Below are 24,205 nucleotides of genomic sequence, written 5' to 3' on the forward strand. Positions count from 1 at the left end.
CATAGCACGAGCAAAACACCCGATCCCATCCCGAACTCGGCCGTTAAGTGCCGTCGCGCCAATGGTACTGCGTCTTAAGACGTGGGAGAGTAGGTCACCGCCAAACCTAGTAAGAAGCGATCAAAATCATCTCTATAAACAATCCAAAAATAATACAAAAACGGCGCCCATTAAGGGCGCCGTTTTTGGGTGTTAATATCCAAAATCAATGAGTCTGGGCGAAAACCAAAACCACAAACGCCCAACTGGACGGATTTGATTGGATTCTGGACACTCCGTTGCGCAGGCAACGCGTCATAGGCGCTTGCTGCCTTGGCGGGGCGCGCCTATAAGATCGCTATGTTTTGGCAGGCCCATATATCACGAATTATTGGCCCGGCACTCTGATACATCAGGGTCGCCGGGATGGATGAGCCATGTCAAAGGCGCGGAAAGCTGCGCTGATCCCTTCCCCAAGGACGAAATTCTATGTGTTCCGATAAGACGACCGACAAAAGCGCCCCCGATTATCGCGAGAGCGTTTTCCTGCCGCAGACTGATTTCCCAATGCGTGCAGGTCTGCCAGCGCGTGAGCCTGAATGGTTGGCCCATTGGGCAAAGATCGGCATCTATGACCGGCTGCGTGAGAAAAATGCAGACGGGTCGCGCACGTCCTTTACGCTGCATGACGGCCCTCCCTATGCCAACGGGCATCTGCATATCGGTCACGCGCTGAACAAGACGATCAAGGATATCATCGTGCGCAGCCATCAGATGATGGGCAAAGATGCGCGCTATGTGCCGGGCTGGGATTGTCACGGCCTGCCGATCGAATGGAAGATCGAGGAACAGTATCGCGCCAAGGGGCTCGATAAGGACGCGGTGAATATCGTCGATTTTCGTCAGGAATGCCGCAAATTCGCCGAAGGTTGGGTCGATATCCAACGCGAGGAATTCAAGCGTCTGGGCGTCTATGGCAACTGGGACGATCCCTATCTCACGATGAATTTCCACGCCGAGGCGGTGATCGCCGAGGAGTTCATGAAATTCCTGATGAATGGCACACTGTATCAGGGGTCCAAGCCCGTGATGTGGTCGCCGGTTGAAAAGACCGCGCTGGCTGAGGCTGAGGTCGAATATCACGACCACACCAGCCACACGATCTGGGTGCGCTTCAAGGTGCGCCGCGGCGGCAATGCGACGATGCCGACGGATGATCCGGTCGAATATGACGATGCCGATCAGGCGCTTTTGGCCGATCAGTTGCATCAGGCGAGCGTTGTGATCTGGACGACCACGCCGTGGACGATCCCACAAAACCGTGCTGTCTCGTTCAGCCCGGCGATTGCCTATGGTCTGTACCGCGTCGACACGCTTGGCGAGAAATCGACCGCTGTCGAGGGCGAGTTGATGATACTCGCCGATGCGTTGGCACAAAGTGTGATGGAGCAGGCCAAGGTCGAGAGTTTCACGCGCGTTCGCGATGTAAGCGCGCAAGAGCTTGAGGGGCTGACACTGTCGCACCCCTATGCTGGCGTCGAAGGTGCGCAGGGCGAGTGGGATTACGATGTGCCAATGTTGCCGGGCGATCACGTCACCGATGAGGCAGGCACGGGCTTTGTGCATACCGCGCCCAGCCATGGTGATGACGACTATCAGATGGGCCTGAAATTCGGCCTGCCCATGACCTATAACGTCGAGCCTGATGGTAGCTATCGCGCCGATCTGCCGCTGTTTGGCGGCGAGGCGATCATTGCTCAAGACGGCAAGGATGGCCCTGCGAATGTTAGCAATATCAAACAACTAGCTTGGGCGGGCGCGCTGCTGGCCAAGGGCAAGATAAAGCATAGCTACCCCCATAGCTGGCGCTCCAAAGCACCGCTGATCTATCGCAACACACCGCAATGGTTTGCCGCAATTGATCATAAACTCGACGACGGCATGGGCGCCTATGGCGACACGATCCGCAAACGGGCGCTGACCTCCATCGAAGAGCTGGTCAAGTTCACCCCTGAAAAGGGCCGCAACCGCCTGCATTCGATGATCGAGACGCGCCCCGACTGGGTGCTCTCGCGCCAGCGCGCCTGGGGCGTGCCGCTGACCTGTTTCGTCAAGACCGGGGCCAAGCCGACCGACCCCGATTTCCTGCTGCGCAATGCCGAGGTCAACGCCCGCATCGCAGCTGCGTTTGAGACCAACGGTGCGGATGTTTGGTATCAAGACGGGTTCAAGGAAAAGGTGCTCGACGGGCTGGTCGACCCGGCCGCTTACACGCAGGTGTTTGACGTTCTCGATGTGTGGTTCGATTCCGGCTCGACGCATGCGTTTGTGCTGCGCGACCGCGCCGATGGCACCAAGGATGGCATTGCTGATGTTTATATGGAGGGCACCGACCAACACCGCGGCTGGTTCCATTCCTCGCTGCTGCAAGGCTGTGCCACCTTGGGCCGCGCGCCCTATCGCAACGTGGTGACGCATGGGTTTACGCTCGATGAGAAGGGCATGAAAATGTCCAAATCCATCGGCAACACCATCGTGCCCGAAGAGATCATCAAGCAATACGGCGCGGATATCCTGCGTCTTTGGGTGGCGCAGACCGATTACACCGCCGATCAGCGCATCGGGCCTGAAATCCTGAAAGGCGTGGCGGATAGCTATCGTCGCCTGCGCAACACGCTGCGCTTCATGCTGGGCAATCTTGAGGGGTACACCGAGGACGAGCGGGTGATCCCGCGCGATATGCCCGAGTTGGAGCGTTGGGTGCTGCATCGCCTCTCCGAACTTGATGTGGAAGTGCGCAAAGGCTATGAGAGCTTTGATTTTCAAGGCGTATTCCAGACGCTCTTCACCTTCTGCACGGTGGAAATGTCGGCGTTCTACTTCGATATCCGCAAGGATGCGCTGTATTGCGACCCGGCCAACGCCACCCGTCGGCGTGCCGCGCGCACCGTGCTGGACCACCTGTTCAACTGCCTGACGACGTGGTTCGCACCGATCCTCGTCTTCACGATGGAGGATGTGTGGCTGTCGCGCTTCCCCGGCGATCAATCTTCGGTCCACCTGCAAGACATGCCCGAGGTGCCTGATGATTGGCGCAACGCGGTGCTGGCCGAGAAATGGGACGGTATCCGGCGTGCGCGTCGCGTCGTGACGGCCTCGCTTGAGGTGCAGCGTTCGGCCAAGGAAATCGGAGCCTCGCTAGAGGCCGCGCCGGTGGTACATGTCGAAGATAGCGAGCTGGCCGATGCGCTGCGCTCGGTTGCTTTTGCCGATCAGTGCATCGTTTCGTCGATCTCTGTCACCACCGACCCGGCCCCAAGCGAGGCCTTCCGCCTGCCGGAACAACCCGGCGTCGCGGTGGTGTTTGAGCGTGCGATGGGCCAGAAATGCCAGCGCTGCTGGAAGATCCTGCCCGATGTCGGCAGCCACAAACACCCCGGCACCTGCAAGCGTTGCAACGACGCTTTGGGCTAAGCGCGACTGCGGGATGAAGAAACAGAATGAGCGCCGGGCAGGAAACTTGCCCGGCGCTTTTTTATGTGCGGTTTAGCCCGCGAGCAGGGCGGCATTGCCCCCTGCAGCGGTGGTGTCGATGCACAGGTGACGCTCGTGATAGAGATGGCCGATATCGGGTTGGCCCGTGATCAGGGTCACGATCGGGCCGGGGCGGCGCGCCAGCGCTTGGGCCATTGCGCGCCCGGTCGTTGCATCGCCCCACCACATAACGCCCGAAATTCCGGCGCGTGTTTCCAATGTCTCAGGCGTGACGTTGGCATCGCGCAGCGCGCACCCGCCAAGCGCCTCGACGGCTGCGATCTGCGCTTCGACATCCGGGCCAAGGCACAAGATCGGCTCGCGCGGATCAAGGCTAAGCCGGTTCAATTCGCCCGTCGGGCCGGGCAGGATTTGCTCGCGCTCGGGCGTTGTGACCTGCGCATCCAGCACAAAGCGCGGCACATAGTTTGGCCCGCCCGCCTTCGGCCCAGTCCCGGAAAGACCTTCTCCACCAAAGGGTTGGCTTCCCACCACCGCACCGATTTGGTTTCGGTTCACATAAGCATTGCCCACCTTGATCGCATCGCTCACCTCTTGCACGCGGGTGTCAATACGGGTGTGCAGCCCGAATGTCAGCCCGTAGCCCTTGGCGTTGATCGCCTCGATCACCCGATCCAGATCTGCACCTCGGAAGGTGGCGACATGCAGAACGGGGCCGAAAATCTCACGCTCCAGATCGGCAATTCCCTCGACGCGCAACAGGCTGGGCGCGATGAAGTGACCGCTTTCGGGGGCGCTGACCTGATGGATGACGCGGTTCGCATTGGTCTTGAGATATTCGGCAATGCCCGCCTGCGCCTCATCGTCGATGACGGGGCCGACATCGGTGCTTAGCTGCCAAGGATCGCCGACGCGCAGCTCATCCATCGCGCCCTTGATCATCTCGATAAGATGCGGGGCGACGTCTTCTTGCACGTAAAGACAGCGCAGTGCCGAGCAACGTTGACCCGCCGATTGGAAGGCCGAGGCCACGATGTCGCGCACGGCTTGCTCGGGCAGGGCGGTCGAATCCACTATCATTGCGTTCAGCCCACCGGTTTCCGCAATCAGCGGCGCGCCGGGATCAAGATGATCGGCCATGGATTTCTGGATCAGCTTGGCGGTCTCGGTAGAGCCGGTGAAGACCAGGCCATTGATCCGCGCATCGCTGGTCAGCGCCGCGCCGACCGTGCCCCCATCGCCCGGCAGCAGTTGCAGCGCCGAGACCGGCACGCCTGCCTGATGCAGCAGCCGCACGGCAATCGCTGCGATCAGCGGGGTCTGCTCGGCTGGCTTGGCCAACACCGCATTGCCCGCCATCAGCGCCGCAGCGATCTGTCCGCTAAAGATCGCGAGCGGGAAGTTCCACGGGCTGATTGCGGTGATGAGGCCGCGCGGGGCGGCAGTGAGAACCTCGTCTTGAGCGGCGTAATAATGCAGGAAATCAACGGCTTCTCGCAGCTCGCCCACAGCGTCAGGCAGCGATTTGCCAGCCTCGCGGGCGAGCGTGGCAAAGATCCCCCCGAAATTCTCTTCGTAAAGATCGGCGGCGCGGCGCAGGATGTCGGCGCGCTCAGCCGGGGGCGCATCCCAAGGGCGGGCTTGTTCAATCGCCGCGCTGACAGTGGCCGCATCGGCCTGCGTGACCTGCGCCACGATCTCGCCACTCACCGGGTTGCGCACCGGGATCGTTTTACCCGAGGCGGGCATCACAGTCAGCGGAGTGGCATCGGGAATGGACACATCGCGCGCGGCTTCGATCCGCGCCAGCGTCTCGGTATCGGTCAGATCGAAACCCGTTGAGTTGCCGCGCGCGCCAAACAGATCGCCGGGCGCAAGCAGACCTGCGGGGGCGATATGGGATTCAGCGAAGGGATCGCGCGCAATGTCTTCGGGGGCGACCTCTTCATCCACGATCTGATGCACGAACGAGCTGTTGGCCCCGTTTTCCAGCAGACGCCGCACCAGATAGGCCAGCAAATCGCGATGCGCACCCACCGGCGCGTAGATCCGGCAGCGGCCCTTGGTCTGCTTGATCACGATGTCATGCAGCCGCTCGCCCATGCCATGCAGGCGCTGGAATTCGAACGCTTCGCCATCGGCCATTTCAAGGATCGCCGCGACCGTATGGGCGTTATGCGTGGCAAATTGCGGATAGATCCGGTCGCTATAGCCCAGCAACTTTTTGGCATTGGCGATATAGCTTACATCGGTGGCCGATTTAGAGGTAAACAGCGCGAAACCAGGCAGGCCCTCGACCTGAGCGTGCTTCATCTCGGTGTCCCAATAGGCGCCCTTCACCAGCCGCACCATGATGCGCCGATCCAACCGGGTCGCAAGCGCATGCAGCCAGTCGATCGTCGGCCCGGCGCGTTTGCCATAGGCCTGCACGACCACCCCAAACCCGTCCCAGCCTGCCAACTCGGGATCGCTTAGCACCGCCTCGATCACACGCAGCGACAGCACAAGCCGGTCCTGTTCCTCGGCGTCGATATTGAGCCCCATTCCAGCCGCTTTCGCCTGCCGCGCCAGATCGCGTACCATCGGCACCAGCTCGGACATGATGCGCTCGGATTGGGCGACTTCATAGCGCGGATGCAGCGCCGAGAGCTTGATCGAGATGCCCGGATTGGCCTCGACCGAGCCCTTGGTGCAGGCTTTTGCAATCGCCGCAATCGCGTTGGAATAGGCGCGCATGTAGCGCGCGGCATCGCCCGCCGTCATCGCCGCTTCGCCCAGCATGTCATAGCTATAGGTGTAGCCTTGGGTTTCGCGGGTTTTCGCACGATCAAGCGCCTTTTCAATGGTCTCGCCCAGCACGAACTGCCGCCCCATCTCCTTCATCGCGCGCGTCACGGCGGCGCGGATCACCGGCTCGCCCAGACGCTTGATCGCGCCGCGCAGAACGCCCGCCACGCCGGGCTTTTCATCGTCCAGCACACGCCCCGTCAGCATCAAGGCCCAGGTCGAGGCATTGACCAGCGAGGACGACGCCGTGCCCAGATGTTTGCCCCAATCAGACGGCGCGATCTTGTCCTCGATCAGCGCATCGACCGTGTCGGCATCGGGCACGCGCAGCATCGCCTCGGCGAGACACATCAGCGCCACGCCCTCGCTGGTGGATAGCCCGTATTCCGCAAGAAAATGCTCCATCAGTGTGGGTTGCGCTTCGGTGCGGATGCGCCGCACCAATCCAGCCGCGCGCACCGAGATCGCCGTGCGGGTCGCATCGGGCAGGGCGGCCTGTGCCTGCAGCGCCGCGATCAGCGCGGGCTCATCGCTATATTTCGCTTGAGTGGTAAAGGCAGAGAATTGGTCAGTCATCGCGCGATCTCCCTAAGGTTTTTATCGCAATATCGTCATTCATCTAGCGCGTGGCCCCAAAAGCGGCCAGTATGACAGTGAAATTGACCATAATTGAGGGCGAAAATGGACAAACCGATGCAGCTTGATGCAATTGACCGGAAAATCATCCATGAATTGCAGCGAAATGCCCGTATTTCGATCACCGATCTGGCGCGTCGCGTCGGGCTGTCCAAAACCCCGGTTGCGGCGCGCATCAAGGTGCTTGAAGACGGCGGCCTGATCGCGGGCTATCGCGCGATGCTCTCGCCGATCAAGCTGGGGCTAAGCCATGTCACCTATGTCGAGGTGCGCCTGTCCGACACCCGCGAGGCGGCGCTGAGTCGGTTCAACACCGCCGTGCGTGCCGTGCCCGAGATTGAAGAATGTTACATGATTGCAGGGGGGTTCGACTATCTCCTGAAAGTGCGCACGCGCAATATCGCCGAATATCGCCGGGTGATGGGCGACCAGATTTCCGCGCTGCCCCATGTGCACGCGACCTCAAGCTATGTCGCGATGGAAGCGGTAGTCGAAAGCGCCGCCGTCAACCTCTAGCCCAACATGTCCCGCCTGCGCGCATGGCATGAAGTGTTCCAAAAGCCGATTTCAAAGCCGCACAAAAAAAGCGCGAAAAAGCGCTTGTTTCCCCAAGGCTCGGTCAATATACGGATCAGCGGAGATGTGGCCGAGTGGTCGAAGGCGCTCCCCTGCTAAGGGAGTAGGCCCGGAAGGGTCTCGAGGGTTCGAATCCCTTCGTCTCCGCCACCTAAGCCTATTAATAGCCTGATTTTTATGATTTCTTAGGGTATTTGGCGAGGCGTGTCCCCCATTTTGTCCCCCCATTGCTTGGCGCATGCCATCAGACACATTCTCAATGCTGCGTGCTTCGATTTTCTGACTTCGACTCGGCACCGACAACCTGCCCAACTAAGGAACTGTGTGACGTTGGTAGTCCGGGAGCGACTGGCTGAGCATAGCGAGCGTCCAACGCTTGCGCGTCAAATCTGCCCGAACGCTAGCAGTTAGTGATGTTTTGTGCGCGGTAAGGATCTTTATCAACTCGATTACCCATGGGTCTGTCGCCAGAGCCAACAGCCGTTTCGAGGTCGCTACCGCAAAGTATAAATTGCAAAACTGCGTTTCAATTCAGCCCATTATTGGTCGTCGCTGCCGCAAACTTGTGATCCGTCTCTTGAATGCTCAACACGCTTTGCTCTACCACTTACGCAATTGCCTAGGTTTCGCTTCCAATCCTTCAATTTGCTGGGCGCAAGATGAACAGACAGTGTTGCCTGAACTAAGAGAGGTCCCGGGATGGCAAAGCTTGAAGATATCAAGAACGGAGCTAGCGTCGCCGGTGTGGTCCCGAACCAATCTGTCGAGGTCATCTCCGTTGATTGGATTGGTGATCAGGCTCTAAACCTAGTGTATAGAGTTCCAGATAGCACAGTGTCGGAAGCCACACTTTATCGAGACGATGAACATCGGCTGAGCGTTGAGCAGCGAGGTCGGGCTTGGTCCTTTGATGCAGACGGGTCTTTGCTGCGCTTGGTGACAGAAGCAAACCGGATCAAGCTGGCGCACTATTTCGACCCCTATCTGGCCATCCATACGAGCCTTGTGGATCCCCTCCCGCACCAAATCTCGGCCGTCTATGGCGAGATGCTGCCTCGCCAACCGCTTCGTTTCCTTTTGGCTGACGACCCGGGCGCTGGCAAAACCATCATGGCCGGTTTGCTGATCAAGGAGTTGATTGCGCGGAGCGATCTTGAGCGTTGCCTCATCGTTGCCCCCGGCGGTCTTGTCGAGCAATGGCAAGACGAACTCGGCGAAAAGTTCTCGCTGGAGTTCGATATTCTCTCACGAGACATGATCGAAACTTCCCGGTCAGGAAACGTTTTCAACGACCGGAACCGCCTTATCGCGCGTCTAGACGTTCTGGCCAGAAACGAGGACCTGCAACAAAAGCTTCTGTCATCCAATGAATGGGATCTGATCGTCTGCGACGAAGCGCATCGCATGTCCGCTAGCTTCTTCGGCGGTGACGTGAAATACACCAAGCGTTATCAGCTAGGCCAACTTCTAGGCCAAGTATGCCGACACTTTCTTCTGATGTCAGCCACGCCACACAACGGCAAGGAAGAGGACTTCCAGCTGTTCATGGCTCTTCTCGACGGTGACCGGTTTGAAGGCCGTTTTCGCGACGGTGTTCATTACGCCGACAGCGCCGACATGATGCGTCGCCTGACCAAGGAAGAACTGCTCAAATTTGATGGTCGTCCGCTATTCCCCGAACGCCGAGCCTATACCGTAAAATACGAGCTCTCCCCTGAAGAAGCTGGCCTTTATAGTGCCGTAACTGAGTACGTCCGGACCGAGATGAACCGGGTCCAAAGGTTCGCCGACCAGGATGGGAAGAAGCGCAACAATGTCGGATTTGCCCTTCAAATCCTGCAGCGTCGCTTGGCATCATCACCAGCCGCGATCTACGAGTCGCTGAAAAGGCGGCGCGAGCGCCTTGAAGCAGAGCTCGCGGAGGCCCGACTTGCGCGTAAAGGCATTCGCTCACCTATTCATTCCGCCGACGTCACAGAGGAAGTCCTCAAGAACATCGAGGAGCTAGGACAGGACGAAGTCGATGACCTTGAGGATCTGATCTCGACGGGCGCAACGACTGCCGAAACGGTGGAGCAGCTCGAAATCGAAGTTCAGACCCTACAGGGCCTCGAGGCGATGGCCCTAGGTGTCCTTCGGTCTGGAAAAGATACGAAATGGACGCAGCTCGACCGGATTCTCGATGACGATCTGATGGTCGATTCGGATGGAAACCGACGGAAGCTGATCATCTTCACCGAGCCAAAAGACACGCTCCACTACTTAGTGGAAAAAGTTCGCGCCAGGCTGGGCAAGCCAGAAGCAGTCGAGGTTATCCACGGAGGTGTGACACGTGAGGAGCGCCGGAAGGTGGTCGAGCGGTTTATGCAAGACCGTGACATGCTGGTGCTCATCGCCAACGACGCCGCGGGCGAAGGTGTCAACCTTCAGCGCGGACACCTCATGGTCAACTATGATTTGCCGTGGAACCCGAACAAGATTGAGCAACGCTTCGGTCGAATTCACCGGATCGGCCAAACTGAGGTCTGCCACCTTTGGAATCTCGTCGCAGCTGACACCCGCGAGGGCGAGGTCTATGCCCGTCTGCTCGAAAAGCTGGAAGCAGCGCGCGAAGCTCTGGGTGGCCGCGTCTACGACGTCCTTGGCGAGCTGTTCGAAGGAACAGCTCTCAGGGATCTGCTTTTTGAGGCGATCCAGTACGGAGAGCAGGAAGACGTCAAAGCCAGGCTCTTCAATGTCGTGGACGGAGCTGTCGATCAGAACCACCTGTTGAAGCTCCTTGAGCGCCGGGCACTGACAAATGACTCTATGCCCCAGGCAAGGGTGCACGAGCTTCGAATTGAGATGGAGCGAGCGGAAGCGCAAAGGCTTCAACCGCACCATGTGCAAAGCTTCTTTGTCGAAGCGTTCAAGCAGCTTGGCGGTCAGATCAAGCGCCGCGAGGAAGGTCGCTGGGAAATCACTCACGTTCCCATGAGCATAAGGGAGCGCGACCGGCAGATTGGCTCAGGCGCGCCAATCCAGAAGAAATATGAACGCATCTGCTTTGAGAAGAGCAAGATCCATCAGCAGCCTGTCGCCGCATTTGTGTGTCCCGGGCACCCGCTACTCGAATCCGTGATCAGCCTAATCCGCGAGCAATACGATCACCTGATGAAACGCGGAGCCATCCTGGTCGACGACACGGACCCAAGCGAAGACATTGCAGCGCTGTTTCTGCTTGAGCACAGCGTTCAGGACGGGCGCACCACGGCGACCGGCAAGGCACACATCATTTCAGAGCGGCTTCAGTTCGCTGCGATCGATAGCAAGGGTGAAGCGACCAACGCAGGCATCGCTCCGCACCTGAACCTGCGCCCAGCTAAACCTGAAGAGATCGCACTGACGCAGACCCTGTTGGACGCTGATTGGCTGCGGAACGACCTAGAGAAAACGGCTGTCCGGTTTGCAACGGTGGAGCTGGCCCAACGCCACGTGGCTGAGGTCAAAGCGCGCCGCCTGCCCGAAATCGACAAGGTCGAACAGGAAGTGCGGGCGCGGCTCAAGAAAGAGATCAATTACTGGGATGCCCGGGCATTCGAACTGAAAGAGGAAGAGCGGGCCGGAAAGAAGACTCGTCTGAACTGGCAAAACGCCCAACGGCGCGCAGAAGACTTGGCTGAGCGGCTGAAGCGCCGCATGGAAGTCCTTGAACAAGAGAGGTTCATCTCGGCCCAGCCTCCGCGTGTGCGCGGCGGAATGGTGGTCATTCCCCACGGACTACTCAGATCGCTCGGCACAACTCCTGAAATGGCTGGTGCCGGGGCAAATGGGTTTTCAGAGGATCCCGTGGCTAGACGCGAGATCGAACTCGCAGCCATGGCCGCTGTCATCGAAGCGGAAAAGGCGCTCGGGAATACGCCGTCGGATGTGTCCGCCCAAAAGGTCGGATACGACATCGCATCCTACGATCCCAAGTCAGACCACCTTCGCTTCATCGAAGTGAAGGGTCGGATCGATGGCGCTGACACCGTCATGATCACACGGCAAGAGGTCATCACCTCCCTCCACGAGCCCGACAAATTCATCCTGGCAATCGTCCAGGTCGGAGACGGCTACGTTCAGGAACCGCGCTATGTGCGCAGGCCGTTCTCGCAGGAACCCGAGTTCGGCGTGACCGCAATCCAGGTGAACATCAAAAACCTGCTCGAACGGGCAGAGACACCGGCATGATCGTGAGGGACAAAGTATGACGTCTAAAAAGCTGACGGCAAAAAGAGCGAAATTGCTGGCCGAACTCGAATACTTGATCGGAAGCGAATGCTACAATGGGAGTATCCAGAATTGGGGCCCGAATGGAATCCAATACTTGTCTGGAAGAGAGTTTCGGTACCCTCTGACAGTTATCGATGAGGATGGAGATAAAACGAAATTCCGAAACAAAGCCGATTCAGGCAATCCTACCCAACTCAGTTCCGGACACTACGCTTTCGGTGCGAACAGGCTTCATGTAGTTGAGGGCTTGAGCAAGGTCCTCGATTACCTCGAATCCCACCATGGCTTGAAGCTATAGAGCTCAAGAACGCAATTACACGCAGACCGTTAACACCCGGCGATACCCCGAAAGCACGTCATGACCCAAACCTATAAAAAGAAACTCATCGAGGTCGCCATTCCGTTGGAAGCGATCAATGCGGCATCGGCGCGGGAGAAGTCGATACGGCATGGGCATCCGTCGACGCTGCATCTGTGGTGGGCGCGGCGGCCGTTGGCGGCGTGTCGGGCGGTGTTGTTTGCGCAGCTGGTGGACGATCCCTCGAGCCTGCCAGAAGAGTTTCCAACGCCCGAGGCGCAGGACGCCGAGCGCAAGCGGCTGTTCGCGATCATCGAGGATCTGGTGAAGTGGGAGAACTCGACCAACGAGGAGGTGCTGGAGCGCGCGCGGGCCGAGATCCGGCGGTCCTGCGGGGACGAGTTGCCACCGGTCTATGACCCGTTCTCGGGCGGCGGGTCGATCCCGCTAGAGGCGCAGCGACTGGGCCTGCCCGCCTATGGGTCTGACCTGAACCCGGTGGCGGTGATGATCGGCAAGGCGATGATCGAGATCCCGCCAAAGTTCAAGGACATGGAGCCAATCCATCCTGGCCCGAAGGAACGTAATCACTATCGCAACGCCGAAGGGCTTGCGGAGGACGTGAAGTACTATGGCGCATGGATGCGAGAAAAGGCTTGGGAGCGCATCGGACATCTCTACCCGCAGGTGGATCTACCGAAGGAATACGGGGGAGGCAAAGCAAATGTGATTGCTTGGATTTGGGCACGTACGGTGCCAAGCCCGGACCCGGCGTTTTCAGATGTGAGGGTGCCGGTTACTTCCAGCTTTACTCTTGGGACCAAGCCCGGGCGGGAGGCTTGGATCGAAGCGACACCGGATCGAAAGACGAAGAGCATCCGCTACGAAGTCCAAAGGAAGGGCTCGAAGGAGGAAATCGCAAAGTCAAAAAAGGGGACAAAGGTCGGCCAGGCCAACTTCCGATGCATTCTTTCGGACGCTCCGATCTCTGGTGCATATGTTGATGCAGCGGCGTCCCGCGGAGAGATGGGACGGGTATTGCTTGCCGTGGCAGCAGAGGGAAAAAGAGGACGAGTTTATCTTAGTCCTTCCTCCGAGCAGTTGGACGCGCTGGCCTTGGCTGACAAAGAAATTGGCGAACTTGACACAAGTTTCCTCCAGGTGCCGTGTCGAGGGACGTTCGCTAGCAATGCCCAAGGGCGAAAGTATGGCTTCGAAACATTCGAAGACTATTTTCTTCCTCGACAGTTGGCTTCTCTGACTGCCTTGTCGGATGCCCTTGATCAAGTGCAAGAGCAGGTGTTTCAAGATTGTACGAACTGTGGCTGGCAGGAGAGTTCTGCTCTATTGGCGGAAGGGGGAAGTGGACCTGGTGCATACGCGGAGTCGATTAGAGTTTTCCTTGCCTTCGCCATTGATCGATCTGTAGATCGAGGTTCGACAATTTGTTCTTGGGATTCTTCGCCCAAGATGGAAGCGCTTCGAAATACCTTTGCGCGGCAGGCAATCCCAATGACTTGGGATTTTGCAGAGGGCAACCCATTCTCCACATCAAGCGGTAATTTTTTGAGCAACGTGGATTGGGTTGCGAGAGTGGCTGAACTGTTTGTGCCAGCTGCGACGGGCGCCATTTCGCAACACGATGCACAGACAGTCAAATACCCAAAACAGGTCGTGATTTCTTCTGATCCTCCCTACTATGACAATATCGAATACTCCGATTTATCCGATTTCTTCTATGTTTGGTTAAAGCGGAATTGTGGCGCCGTCTTCCCAAACGTCTTCGGCTTCTTGTCCACGCCAAAACGTGAGGAACTTGTCGCGACCAGATATCGTCATGGCGGCCAACAAGAAGCAGATCAGTTCTTTCTTGATGGCATGACCAAAGCTATCGAGAGAATGACGGAGGAAGTCGGGACAGAATTTCCAGCAACCATTTACTACGCCTTCAAGCAGAATGAAGTCGAAAAAGAAGGCATTAGTTCAACTGGATGGGCGACCTTCCTGCAGGCTGTGGTTCAAGCAGGATTTTCTGTAGTCGGCACATGGCCGATGCGCACCGAAATGTCTAATCGAATGGTTGCCTCGGGTACCAATGCCCTCGCCAACTCGGTCGTTCTGGTATGTCGCAAAAAAGAGGCGACTGCCGAGGTCATCACCCGCGCAGAGTTTATCCGCGCCCTGAAACGCGAGTTGCCCCCCGCGATTGCCGAACTTCAGGCCGCCAACGTCTCTCCCGCAGACATGCCGCAATCAGCCATTGGACCGGGGATGGGTGTGTTTTCTCGCTATCAAGGTGTACTGGAATCGGACGACAGCCGAATGAGCGTGAAGGCCGCGCTGCAGCTTATCAATGCCGAACTCGACGAATATCTTGGCGGCATTCAGGGCGAGTTCGATCCTGATACCCGTTTTGCCATCAGTTGGTTCGAACAGAACGGTATGAGCAAAGGAGACTATGGCGTGGCCGACAACCTGGCCCGTGCCCGCGGCATTGCGGTCGAGAGCGTCAAGCACGCTGGTATAGTCGAAAGCCAAGCTGGCAAGGTCCGCATCCTGAAGCGCGACGAGCTGGATCCCGAGTGGGAGCCGCAGACGGACACCCATTTGACGGTCTGGGAATGCCTCCAGCACCTTGTGCGTGCGCATGAGAAGGACGGCATCTCGTACAACACTGCGCTGCTGCTGCGAAAAATTGACGACAAAGCCGAGGCGGTCAAGGACCTCGCCTACTGCCTCTACGACATCTGCGCCAACAAGCGGCAGGATGCGAAAGAGGCCACCGCCTACAACGCATTGATTGCCGACTGGTCGGACCTGACCCGAGAGGCCGCCGCGATTGTCGATATTCGCGGCACCGGCCAAACACGTATGGATTTCTGAGGGGACGACCATGGCAAAGAGCACACGCCAGCACGTATTCGAAGGCATGGAGCTGCTGCCGGAGGGATTGATCCCCTTCGTCGAAAAGCGGCTGGAATCGCAGATCACTGGGCACTGGCAAGTTCAGGTCGTTGAACGTGTCCGCGGGCTGCGGCCCAACGGTGACGGTCAGGTGAACTGGGACCAGCAGGGTTTGCTGCAGGTCATGATGGCCTTCTGGAAAGAGGCCTTTGCGATGGTGCTGGGGCATCCGGAACGCTCATACGTTTCCGAGCTGCTCGAGGTGCGCAACAAGCTCTCGCACAATGAGAACTTCACCTATGACGACGCAGAGCGGGCGCTGGACACCATGCGGCGGCTGCTGGAATCGGTAAGCGCCAAGGATGTGGCCGAGAAGATAAGCGCGGCGCGCGATACGATCCTGCGCACGAAATACGCTGAGCTGGCCCGGAATGAGGAGCGGCGGAAAACGCAACGCTCTGACATTTCGGTCGATACGGTTGCCGGTCTTATGCCATGGCGTGAGGTGGTTGAGCCGCACCAGGATGTGGCGACGGGCGAGTTCCAACAGGCCGAGTTCGCCGCCGACTTGGCCAAGGTGCACAACGGCAGTGCGCCGTCGGAATACCGTGATCCGGCCGAGTTCTTCTCCCGCACGTATCTGACGGAGGGTCTGAGCAACCTGCTGATCGGGGCCGCAAAGCGGCTGTCAGGCGCAGGCGGTGATCCTGTCGTCGAGTTGCAGACGAATTTCGGCGGCGGCAAGACGCACTCGATGCTAGCGCTCTACCACATGGTGGGCGGAACGCCGGTTGAGGATCTGCCGGGGCTCGATCAGCTGTTGTCGAAGAATAAGCTAACCGTACCCAAGAAGATCAACCGTGCAGTATTGGTCGGCACTTCGCGTGGCCCACAAGACGTCATCAGCCTAGAAGGCGGTCGGGAAATCCGAACGACCTGGGGCGAACTGGCGTGGCAGCTGGGCGGGGCCGATGCGTTCGACATGATAGCCAAACAGGATGCCAGTGGGATTGCGCCCGGCTCCGACCTGCTCGAAGCGATCTTCAAGAAATGCGCGCCGTGTCTGATCCTGATCGACGAATGGGTCGCCTATCTGCGCCAAATCTACAAGGTCGAGGGACTGCCGTCTGGCTCATTCGACGCCAACCTGACTTTTGTTCAGGCGCTCACCGAGGCAGTAAAAGCAAGCCCAGGAACGCTCTTGGTTGCATCGTTGCCAGCCTCGCAAATCGAGGTCGGCGGCGAAGGGGGCCAAGAGGCCCTGGCACGACTGAAGCAAACGTTCAGCCGGGTCGAATCTTCGTGGCGCCCCGCATCGCAGGAAGAAAGCTATGAGATCGTCCGTCGGCGGTTGTTCAAGGAGATTCCGGGTGACAAGTTTCATCACCGTGACAACACACTTAAACAGTTTGCGAAGCTTTACCGGGAGAACACCAATGATTTCCCGCAGGGCTGTGCCGACGAAGACTATCGGCGCAAACTGGAAAAAGCCTATCCGATCCATCCCGAGCTGTTCGATCAACTTTACACCAGCTGGGGTTCTCTAGAGAAGTTTCAGCGTACGCGCGGCGTCCTGCGTTTGATGGCGCAGGTGATCCACGAGCTCTGGATGGGCAACGACCCATCTGTCATGATCATGCCCGGAAGCGTGGCAATCAGCACGGCCCGTGTTGAGCCAGAACTGCTCCATTATCTCGACGCAAGTTGGCAGTCGATTATCGCGGGCGATGTGGATGGCGTCAGCTCAACTCCCTACAAAATCGACCAATCTGCTCCGAACCTAAACCGCTATTCCGCAACGAGAAGAATTGCACGTTCCATATTTATGGGAACTGCGCCGACACATGGCCAAGAGAACAAAGGCCTAGACGACAAACAGATCAACCTCGGTGTCGTCCAACCAGGTGAGCGTCCGGCTATTTTTGGTGATGCTCTCAGACGCCTGACCAACCAAGCTAAGTTCATGCACAGTGATCTCGGCCGCTATTGGTATTCGATGTCGGCGAGCCTGAACCGGATCGCTGCCGATCGTGCAGGTCAGCTTGAGGAAGCTCTTGTCCTGATGGAAATCGACAAGGCACTCGTTGGCTATATCAATGGCCTCGGTGACCGTGGACACTTTGATGCTGTGCAGGTAGCTCCGGGAGGCTCGTCTGACGTGCCCGATGAACCGGGCGGCGTGCGTGCCGTCATTCTGGGCGTGGCTCATCCGCACACAGGAAGAGAGGGCTCCGAAGCGCTGGCTGAAGCAAAGGAAATCCTGATGCAGCGTGGGAGCACGCCGCGTGTCTACCGAAACATGCTTGTGTTCTTGGCGGCTGAGCAGCGTCAGCTCGACAACTTGAAGGCTGCAATGCGCTCCGCTCTGGCGTGGGCAGAGATTGTTCGCGAAACGGACCGTCTCAACCTGACGCAGAGCGATAGCGCGCTCGCCAAGGCAAAGCTCACTGAAGGCAATGAGACGCTAAAAACCCGCCTGAAGGAGGCTTGGTGCTATCTGCTTTATCCAATTCAGGAAAGCGCGCAGGCAGACCTCGAGTGGACGTCAGCCAAAGTGCCTGCTCAGGACGGGTTACTGGCGCGTGCAAGCAAGAAACTTGTCAGTGACGAGGGGCTGTTGCCCGAAATTGGGCCAGCTAGACTGGATCGCGAACTGCAAAAGTACATCTGGAATGGAAAAAACCACCTCTTCCTGAAGGATTTGTGGGAGTACATGAACCGCTACACCTACTTGCCGCGCGTTAAGAACCGCGGCGTACTTGCGAAAGCCGTTCAGTCAGCGGTCACTGGGATGCTTCCTGGTCCTTTTGCATACGCTGATCGATGGGATGAATCTAAGAATAGCTACGTCGGCCTGGCGATATCAGGTCCAAGCCACGTTCAGGTTGTGATCGACAGCGATTCACTCATCATAAAACCCGACGTCGCAGAGGCTCACCGGCCGAAACCAATAGAAGAGCCCTCTGGGGTGGGCGGAGCAGTTACCGCGGCCCCCGATCGCCCTTCGCCAACGCTAGGTGGTGATCCGGGTGGAGAGCCGGCTCCCGTCCTGGAAAAGAACCCCACACGTTTTGCAGGTACTGTCATGATCTCTGCCGACCGGCCGGCGCGCGATATCCATCAAATCGTGGAAGCAATTATTGAGCAACTGACCACACTTCCAGGCAGTGATGTGTCGCTGAAACTGGAAATTGATGCCGAGGTCCCCTCGGGCCTGGATCGCGCCAAGGTTAGAACTTTGATTGAGAATGCAACTACGCTGGGCTTCATCGACAAATCTATCAAGTGATGGGCAGCAGGGAATCAAATGTGTTTAAGGCTGACATACGCTGAAGCATTGCTTTGGAAGAACAATGCGGCTCAACTTATCGCTGACGCTAAAGCTAGGTCTGCCAAGATTCCCTGCGGCCTACTGTTTGGATCGAACCTGCGTCTTTCTTCTTGGTCTCCTCGCAAGATGCACAAGGCTAGAGCGCACTTTGGGAAAACGAGGGCGTGCTTGGCCGATTTCGGCAGGTCACGATGCGAAACAGAGTTTTGTCAGTAGGCACAATCGCTGACAACACAAATCGGCTGCGGCCGCGACGGCCGCTTCCTGGGCAATTCGGCGGCTCCAATTCGTTGGAGGGCATCTGTTGGCGCATAGCCATGCCTGCCACCACCAGGAGCATCGTCTTCATTCGGATCCAGCCAGCCTGCAGCAACTAGGTCCCGCAGATCCGCATCCGTTATCGCAGAGGTCAAGGTCGTCGGTGAGACGGACTTCTGCCGATGGCGGAGCAGAGCCGCTGCGGCACGGTGGACTCTGCCTGTGGGGGCAGGGCGGATGCGAGCGTAGAAGGCAATCAGGTGGATGCGGGCGACCAAGGCCAGTTCACAGGCCGTTTCCGCCATTTCATCTAGAACTCTGAACTTGGCGCTCGGGTCGAAATGCTTGACCATTCTGAGATGGTCGCCAGACGAGGTCAGCACGGTGAGAACGAAGCCAAGTCGATCCATCAGGCGGGGGAGGGCGGTTATCCAGTGGCGCGCATCCGGAGGAAGGAATGTGGATTCAGCGTCGTCACCACAGATTGAGGCGAGGAGCTGTCGCTGATTACATGTCGCCCTCCCGGTGGCCCATCGCGCCGACGATGCAGATCGAAGGTCTGTCGGTGTGAATGGTCTCACTGTCGGGGGCGGCGTAGATAGCGATTTGGGCAAATACGCTGGGCAGAGAATTGGCCAAATGCCCATTCGCAGCGGATCATCATCGCTCTGGCCGGGCGCGCCCCTAACAGCATAAAGTTCAACGATATGCCGGCTGGCTTTGGGATACACCGCCATCGCGGCCCGTCGGGCGGCTGCGGCGCCAGGTCCGAACGAGCCGACAAGGATGGGCGCGGCTGCGGGATTCAGCCTGGCTTCTTCGGGCAGATCCGCCTCATAGGCGGCAAGAACTGCGAGCAGAACGGCAAAGGGAGGCGCTCCGAATGTTTGCGTCGCATGCTCAATTGCGTCGATGAAGGCGTTGGGAAAGGCGCAGAGTGGCGAGGCCGCAGTCCCAGGTGGATCAAGAACTCCTAAGATGTCTAAAGGATGCGCCTGCGGTGCACCTCCAATGACGGGTGGTGCGAAGGCAACTGGCGGTGACCAGCGCCAGCGGGGGCTGTAGAGGGGCTGTGCAATACTTGTTGCGTCTTGCCACCTCCGATGGGGCAGGTGACTGAATGACTGAATTTTTTCAGGTAACTTCGTTTTATTATCCATAGCGCGCGTTACCCTTATGTTCTCTTTTCGGACTCTTTCGACCTTATCTTAAATCTCTCAGTCATTTAGTCACCGAAGAGACTTAAACATTTAGAAACAGATACATGTCTGGTGACTGAAGGTGTGACCAAGTGATGACGGAGGTGACCCAATACACCCCCGCCGGCGCCATGCGCTCGCCGGCAAACCCAGCCCCCCGCAGGCCTGTCATGAACTCAGTCATTCTTCATCTGCTGCGTCACCCGAGTTGCCCGTCGCTTTCAGGGCGTGAAGCTTCCCGAACGCACCTCGACCTGCGCTCTGGCCGCCGCTTTGGCTGGGCTTAACTAGGAGCCGATGAACCTCGAAGCCACGCGCTGATTTTGTACGCTTTTCGGCCAATCCGTAGCGCGCGGCATTCTCACGCAGCGCTTTCGTCAAAGTGCGCGTCGACCAATTTTTATGACCGTTCTCATCGGTCCATCGACGGAATTCGCCAAATAGCGTTTGGGTGCTGATGAAGGTGCCTTCAGACCATTTGATCACGCTAAGCGAACTGCTTTGCTCATCCCTTAGGAACTGGAGGACGATGTCTTCCTCCTCGAAATACAGCCGCGTTGAGTCGGATATTTCGTGTGGGATCTTCAATCCCAAGGCTCCGCCGCCGTCGGTAAGGAATTTCCGCGCCCCCTCAATCATCCACCTAAGGATCGCGGATCCTTCGCATTCGACGAGTCTAGTGCCAAGGTTTGGATCCTGCTCATTTTCGGCGAATGTCCTCTTGAAGTCGATCAACACGATGCGCCGCCGCATTGCCTCCTGCGCCCCAGGGAAGGATGGCAGCGTGTTGGCGGTAAACAGAAGCGTGCCCCGAGGCGTGAACGAAAACTCGTCCTGATGCATCCGCCTTGCCGTGATCTTTTCGCCGCCGGTTAGATCCTTCAGGAGCGTGTCATTCCACATCCGCCCGGTTGGCACTTCGCTGGCCAGTATCAACCTTTTGCCGGCAAGTGAGGCGATCTCAGTCGGATGCCGATCTCCAAAACTCTGCATGAACACTTTTGCCGAGGCGGTGGTCGCATAGGTCCCCAAAATCGAGTGCAGTACTTCACGAATAACAGATTTGCCGTTCGCGCCGCGACCGTAGAAAACGAAGAACTTCTGCGGTGAGACATCGCCAACGAGCGCGCTCCCCAAGAGCCGCTGGATGAAGCCAATTTTTGCGGCGTCGCCGTCAAACACGTCCGATAGAAACGACTCCCAACGAGGTGCGGCTATTCCCGATGCCGCCGGGGTAAGTCGAGTAGAGTGTGAGACCATATCGGCCGGGCTTGCATCCCTCGACGCGCCTGATCTTATATCGATCACACCGCCAGGCGTTCCAAGCAGCTCAACGTTTGCATTAAAGTCATCCACTGCAACCGACTTGAGGTGGATGCAGGCCATATGCCAGACCGCTTTGAGCTGTGTTTGAGAGCGCAGTCTCCTTTGAAGGGTCTTTGCCGCATCAAGTGACTTTTTCTCAATCTCGCCTGCGCGTAGCTTTGCCTCTGCTTCGAGCAGTTTTGCATCCGCCACCTCACTCAAGAACCGAGAAATCGAGTTCAGTGCTGCCGGCACATCCAACGAAGACCACAATCCGCTATTGCAATCAAAGCTTCGAATTTCGCCGTCGCTGGCGCGTACGATCTCAGCACTTTCTTGCCCCTCGCCATCCAAACCACCCTCTATTGCAATCCACGCCTGCGCCAAACTCGTGTCGTCGGTCTCAGTGGCTGCCAAAGCTGCTACGCGCTCGTCAGTGGCCTCGTTCGATGTCTGGGTGTTCATTTGTCCGTCTCCTCTTGGCGTAGACTGGAATCGCGCAAGGCGCTCAAGTTTGGAGCTGCTGCCTTGGCTTTTACTACACGTCCGACGAGGAGGCGCAGCGTGGCAAGGTGAACAGCGCGCCCCCGCCGCAGGAGTGGCAGTTGCCTCGCGACCTCCATGTGACGTTCGTCGTCGCAACGCGTCTGCCAAGCTTCGAGCGCAGCTGTCGCGTCACCTCCATGTTCAAAGTGAGCATAGAGGTCGAAAGCGTCGCCGAACCTTGCCCCACCGCTGGCAGCTTTGGCCCCCAGCCCGCGCTTGGCGTCGCTTCCTGAGAGGCTCACCCACCGCTCTATAGCCTCTTCCGCAGGATAGAGTCGCGTCGCATAGCTTCCCGAAGTTTGATAGGGCGAGCGCCAGTGCATGGTAGGCCACCTGCCGGACGGATCCGTTCCCTGGTCATATCCATAGGCCTTCAGAAGATCGGCGATGCTATGGCGGGCATTGAAGCGATCGATAAGTGTCGCCCCGCCTTTTCGCCGTTGTTTCGCCTGCGTCGCTGCGGCTTCAACCTCCTGATGCCTCTGTTTGCACAGGATCTGACGGCGACGAACAATCGGATGATCGTCGGTCAGATCTAGCGCAAAGTCGGGGTTATCTCCAATTTCTCCAGCAAAGGCGAGGTAGTCCTCCCCCCGAGGGTCGCCATCTGGCGCGTTTGGGATGAAGGAGATCTGACCTGGCCGCGCCACGGCGTCATCTGGCTGTACACGCCCCGCGCTTGCCTCTCGGATGAGGCTGTAGAGTGCTAAGGCGGTGTCGGCATAGTCAGCACCAGAAATGGGCCATTCTAGTGGAATGACGACGCGCCAGCGGGGATTCGAAAAGGTAGCGCTCTTGGTTGAGTATACGAGCGCCACAGCGCCGCCTGTCGCAGCCAAGACGGCTTGCGCCACATCCGTGAATGCCGCCTTGCCGCCATCGATATCGACCATAAGCGCTGCGAATGAGCCAAAGTTTACCTGATCCGCAGCTTTGCGGGATGGGTATACGGAGGGCAGAAGCCACTGGGCGCTCGTTTTTGGGAGGCAAGGCCAGTCGAAGCGGCTCTCATCGTCTGCCAGCCGCGTCGCAGCTGCGACCAACTCCTCATAGCTCATTGAGCCATTCGGGCCACCATGCACCCCACTTCCGGTCACCATAGATGCTGTGAATGGGTTGTAGCCGCCGGTCGAAGTGTTTTGTGCGATCCCGTTCATTGATGCACTCCCGGTGTCGAGGTGATGGACAAGGTGTCCATCCACGATTGAAGGTCGCTCAGCCGCCAGCGGACGCTATTTGCGCTCGTTCGAAGGGGGCGGGGAAATGTTCCCTCCGACATCAGTCGGTAAATCGTTGTCCGCGAGAAACCGGTCAACTCTTCTACATCGCGGCGCTTCATCAGTTGCTCAGACATCATGATCTTTCTCCAGATACTGTGTAAGTACCGAGTGGTAATGCGTGATGCGGTTTGTGAATGCGGCCAAACTTCGAGATTAAATCGATGCGGAGAAGTCAGGCTGCGAAATTCGTTTGGGCTCCAATTCTTATCAGCCCCTCAACGTGGGTCTGATATGCAAGGACGGCCCACTGCAGCTCTTGGCTAAGGGAAGAGGGAAGTTGGGCACTAGCCCTTTGCGGGCGGTCGCGGTCAGGCCAAGCGGAACCTTCGCAGCATCTACATAAGGTTGGGAATCTACTCGCCGCTGTATGTACTATTGGCCGGTTGGGGCCGATTACGGAATGGCGGGTTCCTAAAGGCGGGTGTTGGCGCTGTACTTCGTTCGCCCGTGTGTAATTACGCATGAAATAAGGCGCCCCGTTTTCGGGGAAATCGGCTTCCGTGAACTGCCTGCCTTTTCGGCCGACTGTGAGGAAGCCGAAAGGGTGTGGCTGAAAGCATGAGCGTGCGTGCGGCATGGCCATCGCCGTCCGAATACTCGAACAGTTCGCGGGCGAGCTCAGTAGCCGGGGTTTCGCCTTGGAGCAAGTCGCGGAAACGTTGAAACTCGTCCACAATAATGAGACCTGGTTTCAATGCGACGATGCATGCGTAAGACAGTTTGGCGCGAAGACGACCGACTAGGGCATTGCGGCGCTACCGTGGCCGAGTATTGCTCCGCCGATTACACTCGCTCTCGCGAACGCGCGGCCGCATGCGTTGGAGATGGAGCATGGAAGAAAACAGATTGTCGGTCGATCCCGTGAAGAGACGGATACCCCATGTTCTGCGGCCTGCCCAATAGACCGAACTGGGTAACCTTTGAATCTTTGCGCCAGCAACCCTGCCAATGATGCCGCTTGACGTGCCGCCAGCCTTGATGGCCTTGGCGAGCCTGTTTTCGAGTATGCGCGCTTCGCTCGAGAGTTGATCCGGCTCGGTCGACGAGTCTTCGAGATTCTGGAACAGCCAAGGGATGAATAGCATGTAGCGCAGACGGGTCTGGATCGTGCTGGTCCCCGGGAAAAGATGGTTGGCGATCGAATCGCAGATACCGCCCAGACCAAGCTCATCGTGGGTTTCCCGCTCTTGAAATAGCGCCATGACCCGCTGCGCGCTGGCGCTCGGCTTCATCGAAATCAATACAAGAAAGTGAAGACATTGGCGTCCCGCGGCTTCTTTATTCGACGATTTGGGTGGGAGTGACGGGAATGACTTTGCCCGTCGTGACTAGCACGATCGGACCACGGTGTGCACCA

Annotated in this window: 11 protein-coding genes, 1 tRNA gene and 1 rRNA gene; 7 read left to right on the forward strand and 6 right to left on the reverse strand. The window is 58.0% G+C overall.

Translation table 11 applies throughout. From position 1 onward, the window contains the following. Both rrf and ileS read left to right on the forward strand, forming a co-directional pair. Window positions 1-106 (forward strand): 5S ribosomal RNA (gene rrf, locus AB4874_RS18205); the annotation flags it as partial. Window positions 107-468: 362 nt separating this feature from the next. Next, window positions 469-3,453 carry an isoleucine--tRNA ligase gene (gene ileS, locus AB4874_RS18210; RefSeq protein WP_368393047.1) on the forward strand — a complete coding sequence of 995 codons (2,985 nt, stop codon included), beginning with the start codon at window positions 469-471 and terminating at the stop codon, window positions 3,451-3,453. 72 nt (window positions 3,454-3,525) lie between these two features. Here the strand turns inward: ileS and putA are convergent, their stop codons facing one another. After that, window positions 3,526-6,837, reverse strand: coding sequence for a bifunctional proline dehydrogenase/L-glutamate gamma-semialdehyde dehydrogenase PutA (gene putA / locus AB4874_RS18215; protein WP_368393048.1), 3,312 nt, complete (start codon window positions 6,835-6,837; stop codon window positions 3,526-3,528). A 105-nt stretch (window positions 6,838-6,942) separates the two neighbouring features. On the opposite strand from putA, the gene AB4874_RS18220 reads away from it, so the two are divergent. From AB4874_RS18220 to AB4874_RS18240, 5 genes are all read left to right on the forward strand, one after another. After that, window positions 6,943-7,413, forward strand: a complete 471-nt coding sequence (locus AB4874_RS18220) for an Lrp/AsnC family transcriptional regulator (RefSeq protein ID WP_368393049.1) — start codon at window positions 6,943-6,945, stop codon at window positions 7,411-7,413. A 120-nt stretch (window positions 7,414-7,533) separates the two neighbouring features. Then, window positions 7,534-7,623, forward strand: a tRNA-Ser gene (locus AB4874_RS18225). A gap of 549 nt (window positions 7,624-8,172) precedes the next feature. After that, window positions 8,173-11,685: a DUF8742 domain-containing protein gene (locus AB4874_RS18230; RefSeq protein ID WP_368393050.1), complete on the forward strand. Its 3,513-nt coding sequence runs from the start codon at window positions 8,173-8,175 to the stop codon at window positions 11,683-11,685. Window positions 11,686-12,085: 400 nt separating this feature from the next. After that, on the forward strand, window positions 12,086-14,908 hold the full coding sequence (locus AB4874_RS18235) for a DUF1156 domain-containing protein (RefSeq protein ID WP_368393051.1): 2,823 nt from the start codon (window positions 12,086-12,088) through the stop codon (window positions 14,906-14,908). Between the two features lie 10 nt (window positions 14,909-14,918). Next, window positions 14,919-18,218, forward strand: a complete 3,300-nt coding sequence (locus AB4874_RS18240; protein ID WP_368393052.1) for a DUF499 family protein — start codon at window positions 14,919-14,921, stop codon at window positions 18,216-18,218. A 251-nt stretch (window positions 18,219-18,469) separates the two neighbouring features. Here the strand turns inward: AB4874_RS18240 and AB4874_RS18245 are convergent, their stop codons facing one another. From AB4874_RS18245 to AB4874_RS18265, 5 genes are all read right to left on the reverse strand, one after another. Continuing rightward, complete coding sequence (locus tag AB4874_RS18245; RefSeq protein ID WP_368393053.1) at window positions 18,470-19,678, reverse strand: hypothetical protein; 1,209 nt, start codon at window positions 19,676-19,678, stop codon at window positions 18,470-18,472. Window positions 19,679-19,897: 219 nt separating this feature from the next. Next, on the reverse strand, window positions 19,898-21,487 hold the full coding sequence (locus AB4874_RS18250) for a DNA primase family protein (RefSeq protein WP_368393054.1): 1,590 nt from the start codon (window positions 21,485-21,487) through the stop codon (window positions 19,898-19,900). Next, window positions 21,484-22,725 carry a hypothetical protein gene (locus AB4874_RS18255; protein WP_368393055.1) on the reverse strand — a complete coding sequence of 414 codons (1,242 nt, stop codon included), beginning with the start codon at window positions 22,723-22,725 and terminating at the stop codon, window positions 21,484-21,486. The genes AB4874_RS18250 and AB4874_RS18255 overlap by 4 nt, the downstream gene beginning before the upstream one ends. Then, on the reverse strand, window positions 22,722-22,925 hold the full coding sequence (locus tag AB4874_RS18260; protein WP_368393056.1) for a helix-turn-helix transcriptional regulator: 204 nt from the start codon (window positions 22,923-22,925) through the stop codon (window positions 22,722-22,724). Before AB4874_RS18260 ends, AB4874_RS18255 begins: the two co-directional genes overlap by 4 nt. A 678-nt stretch (window positions 22,926-23,603) precedes the next feature. Beyond that, a complete protein-coding gene (locus tag AB4874_RS18265) occupies window positions 23,604-24,050 on the reverse strand; it encodes a DUF6361 family protein (RefSeq protein WP_368393057.1) in 447 nt (148 codons plus the stop codon). Window positions 24,051-24,205 lie beyond the last annotated feature (155 nt).

It is taken from the genome of Thioclava arctica (genome assembly GCF_040892615.1).
Taxonomy (GTDB): Bacteria; Pseudomonadota; Alphaproteobacteria; order Rhodobacterales; family Rhodobacteraceae; genus Thioclava; species Thioclava arctica.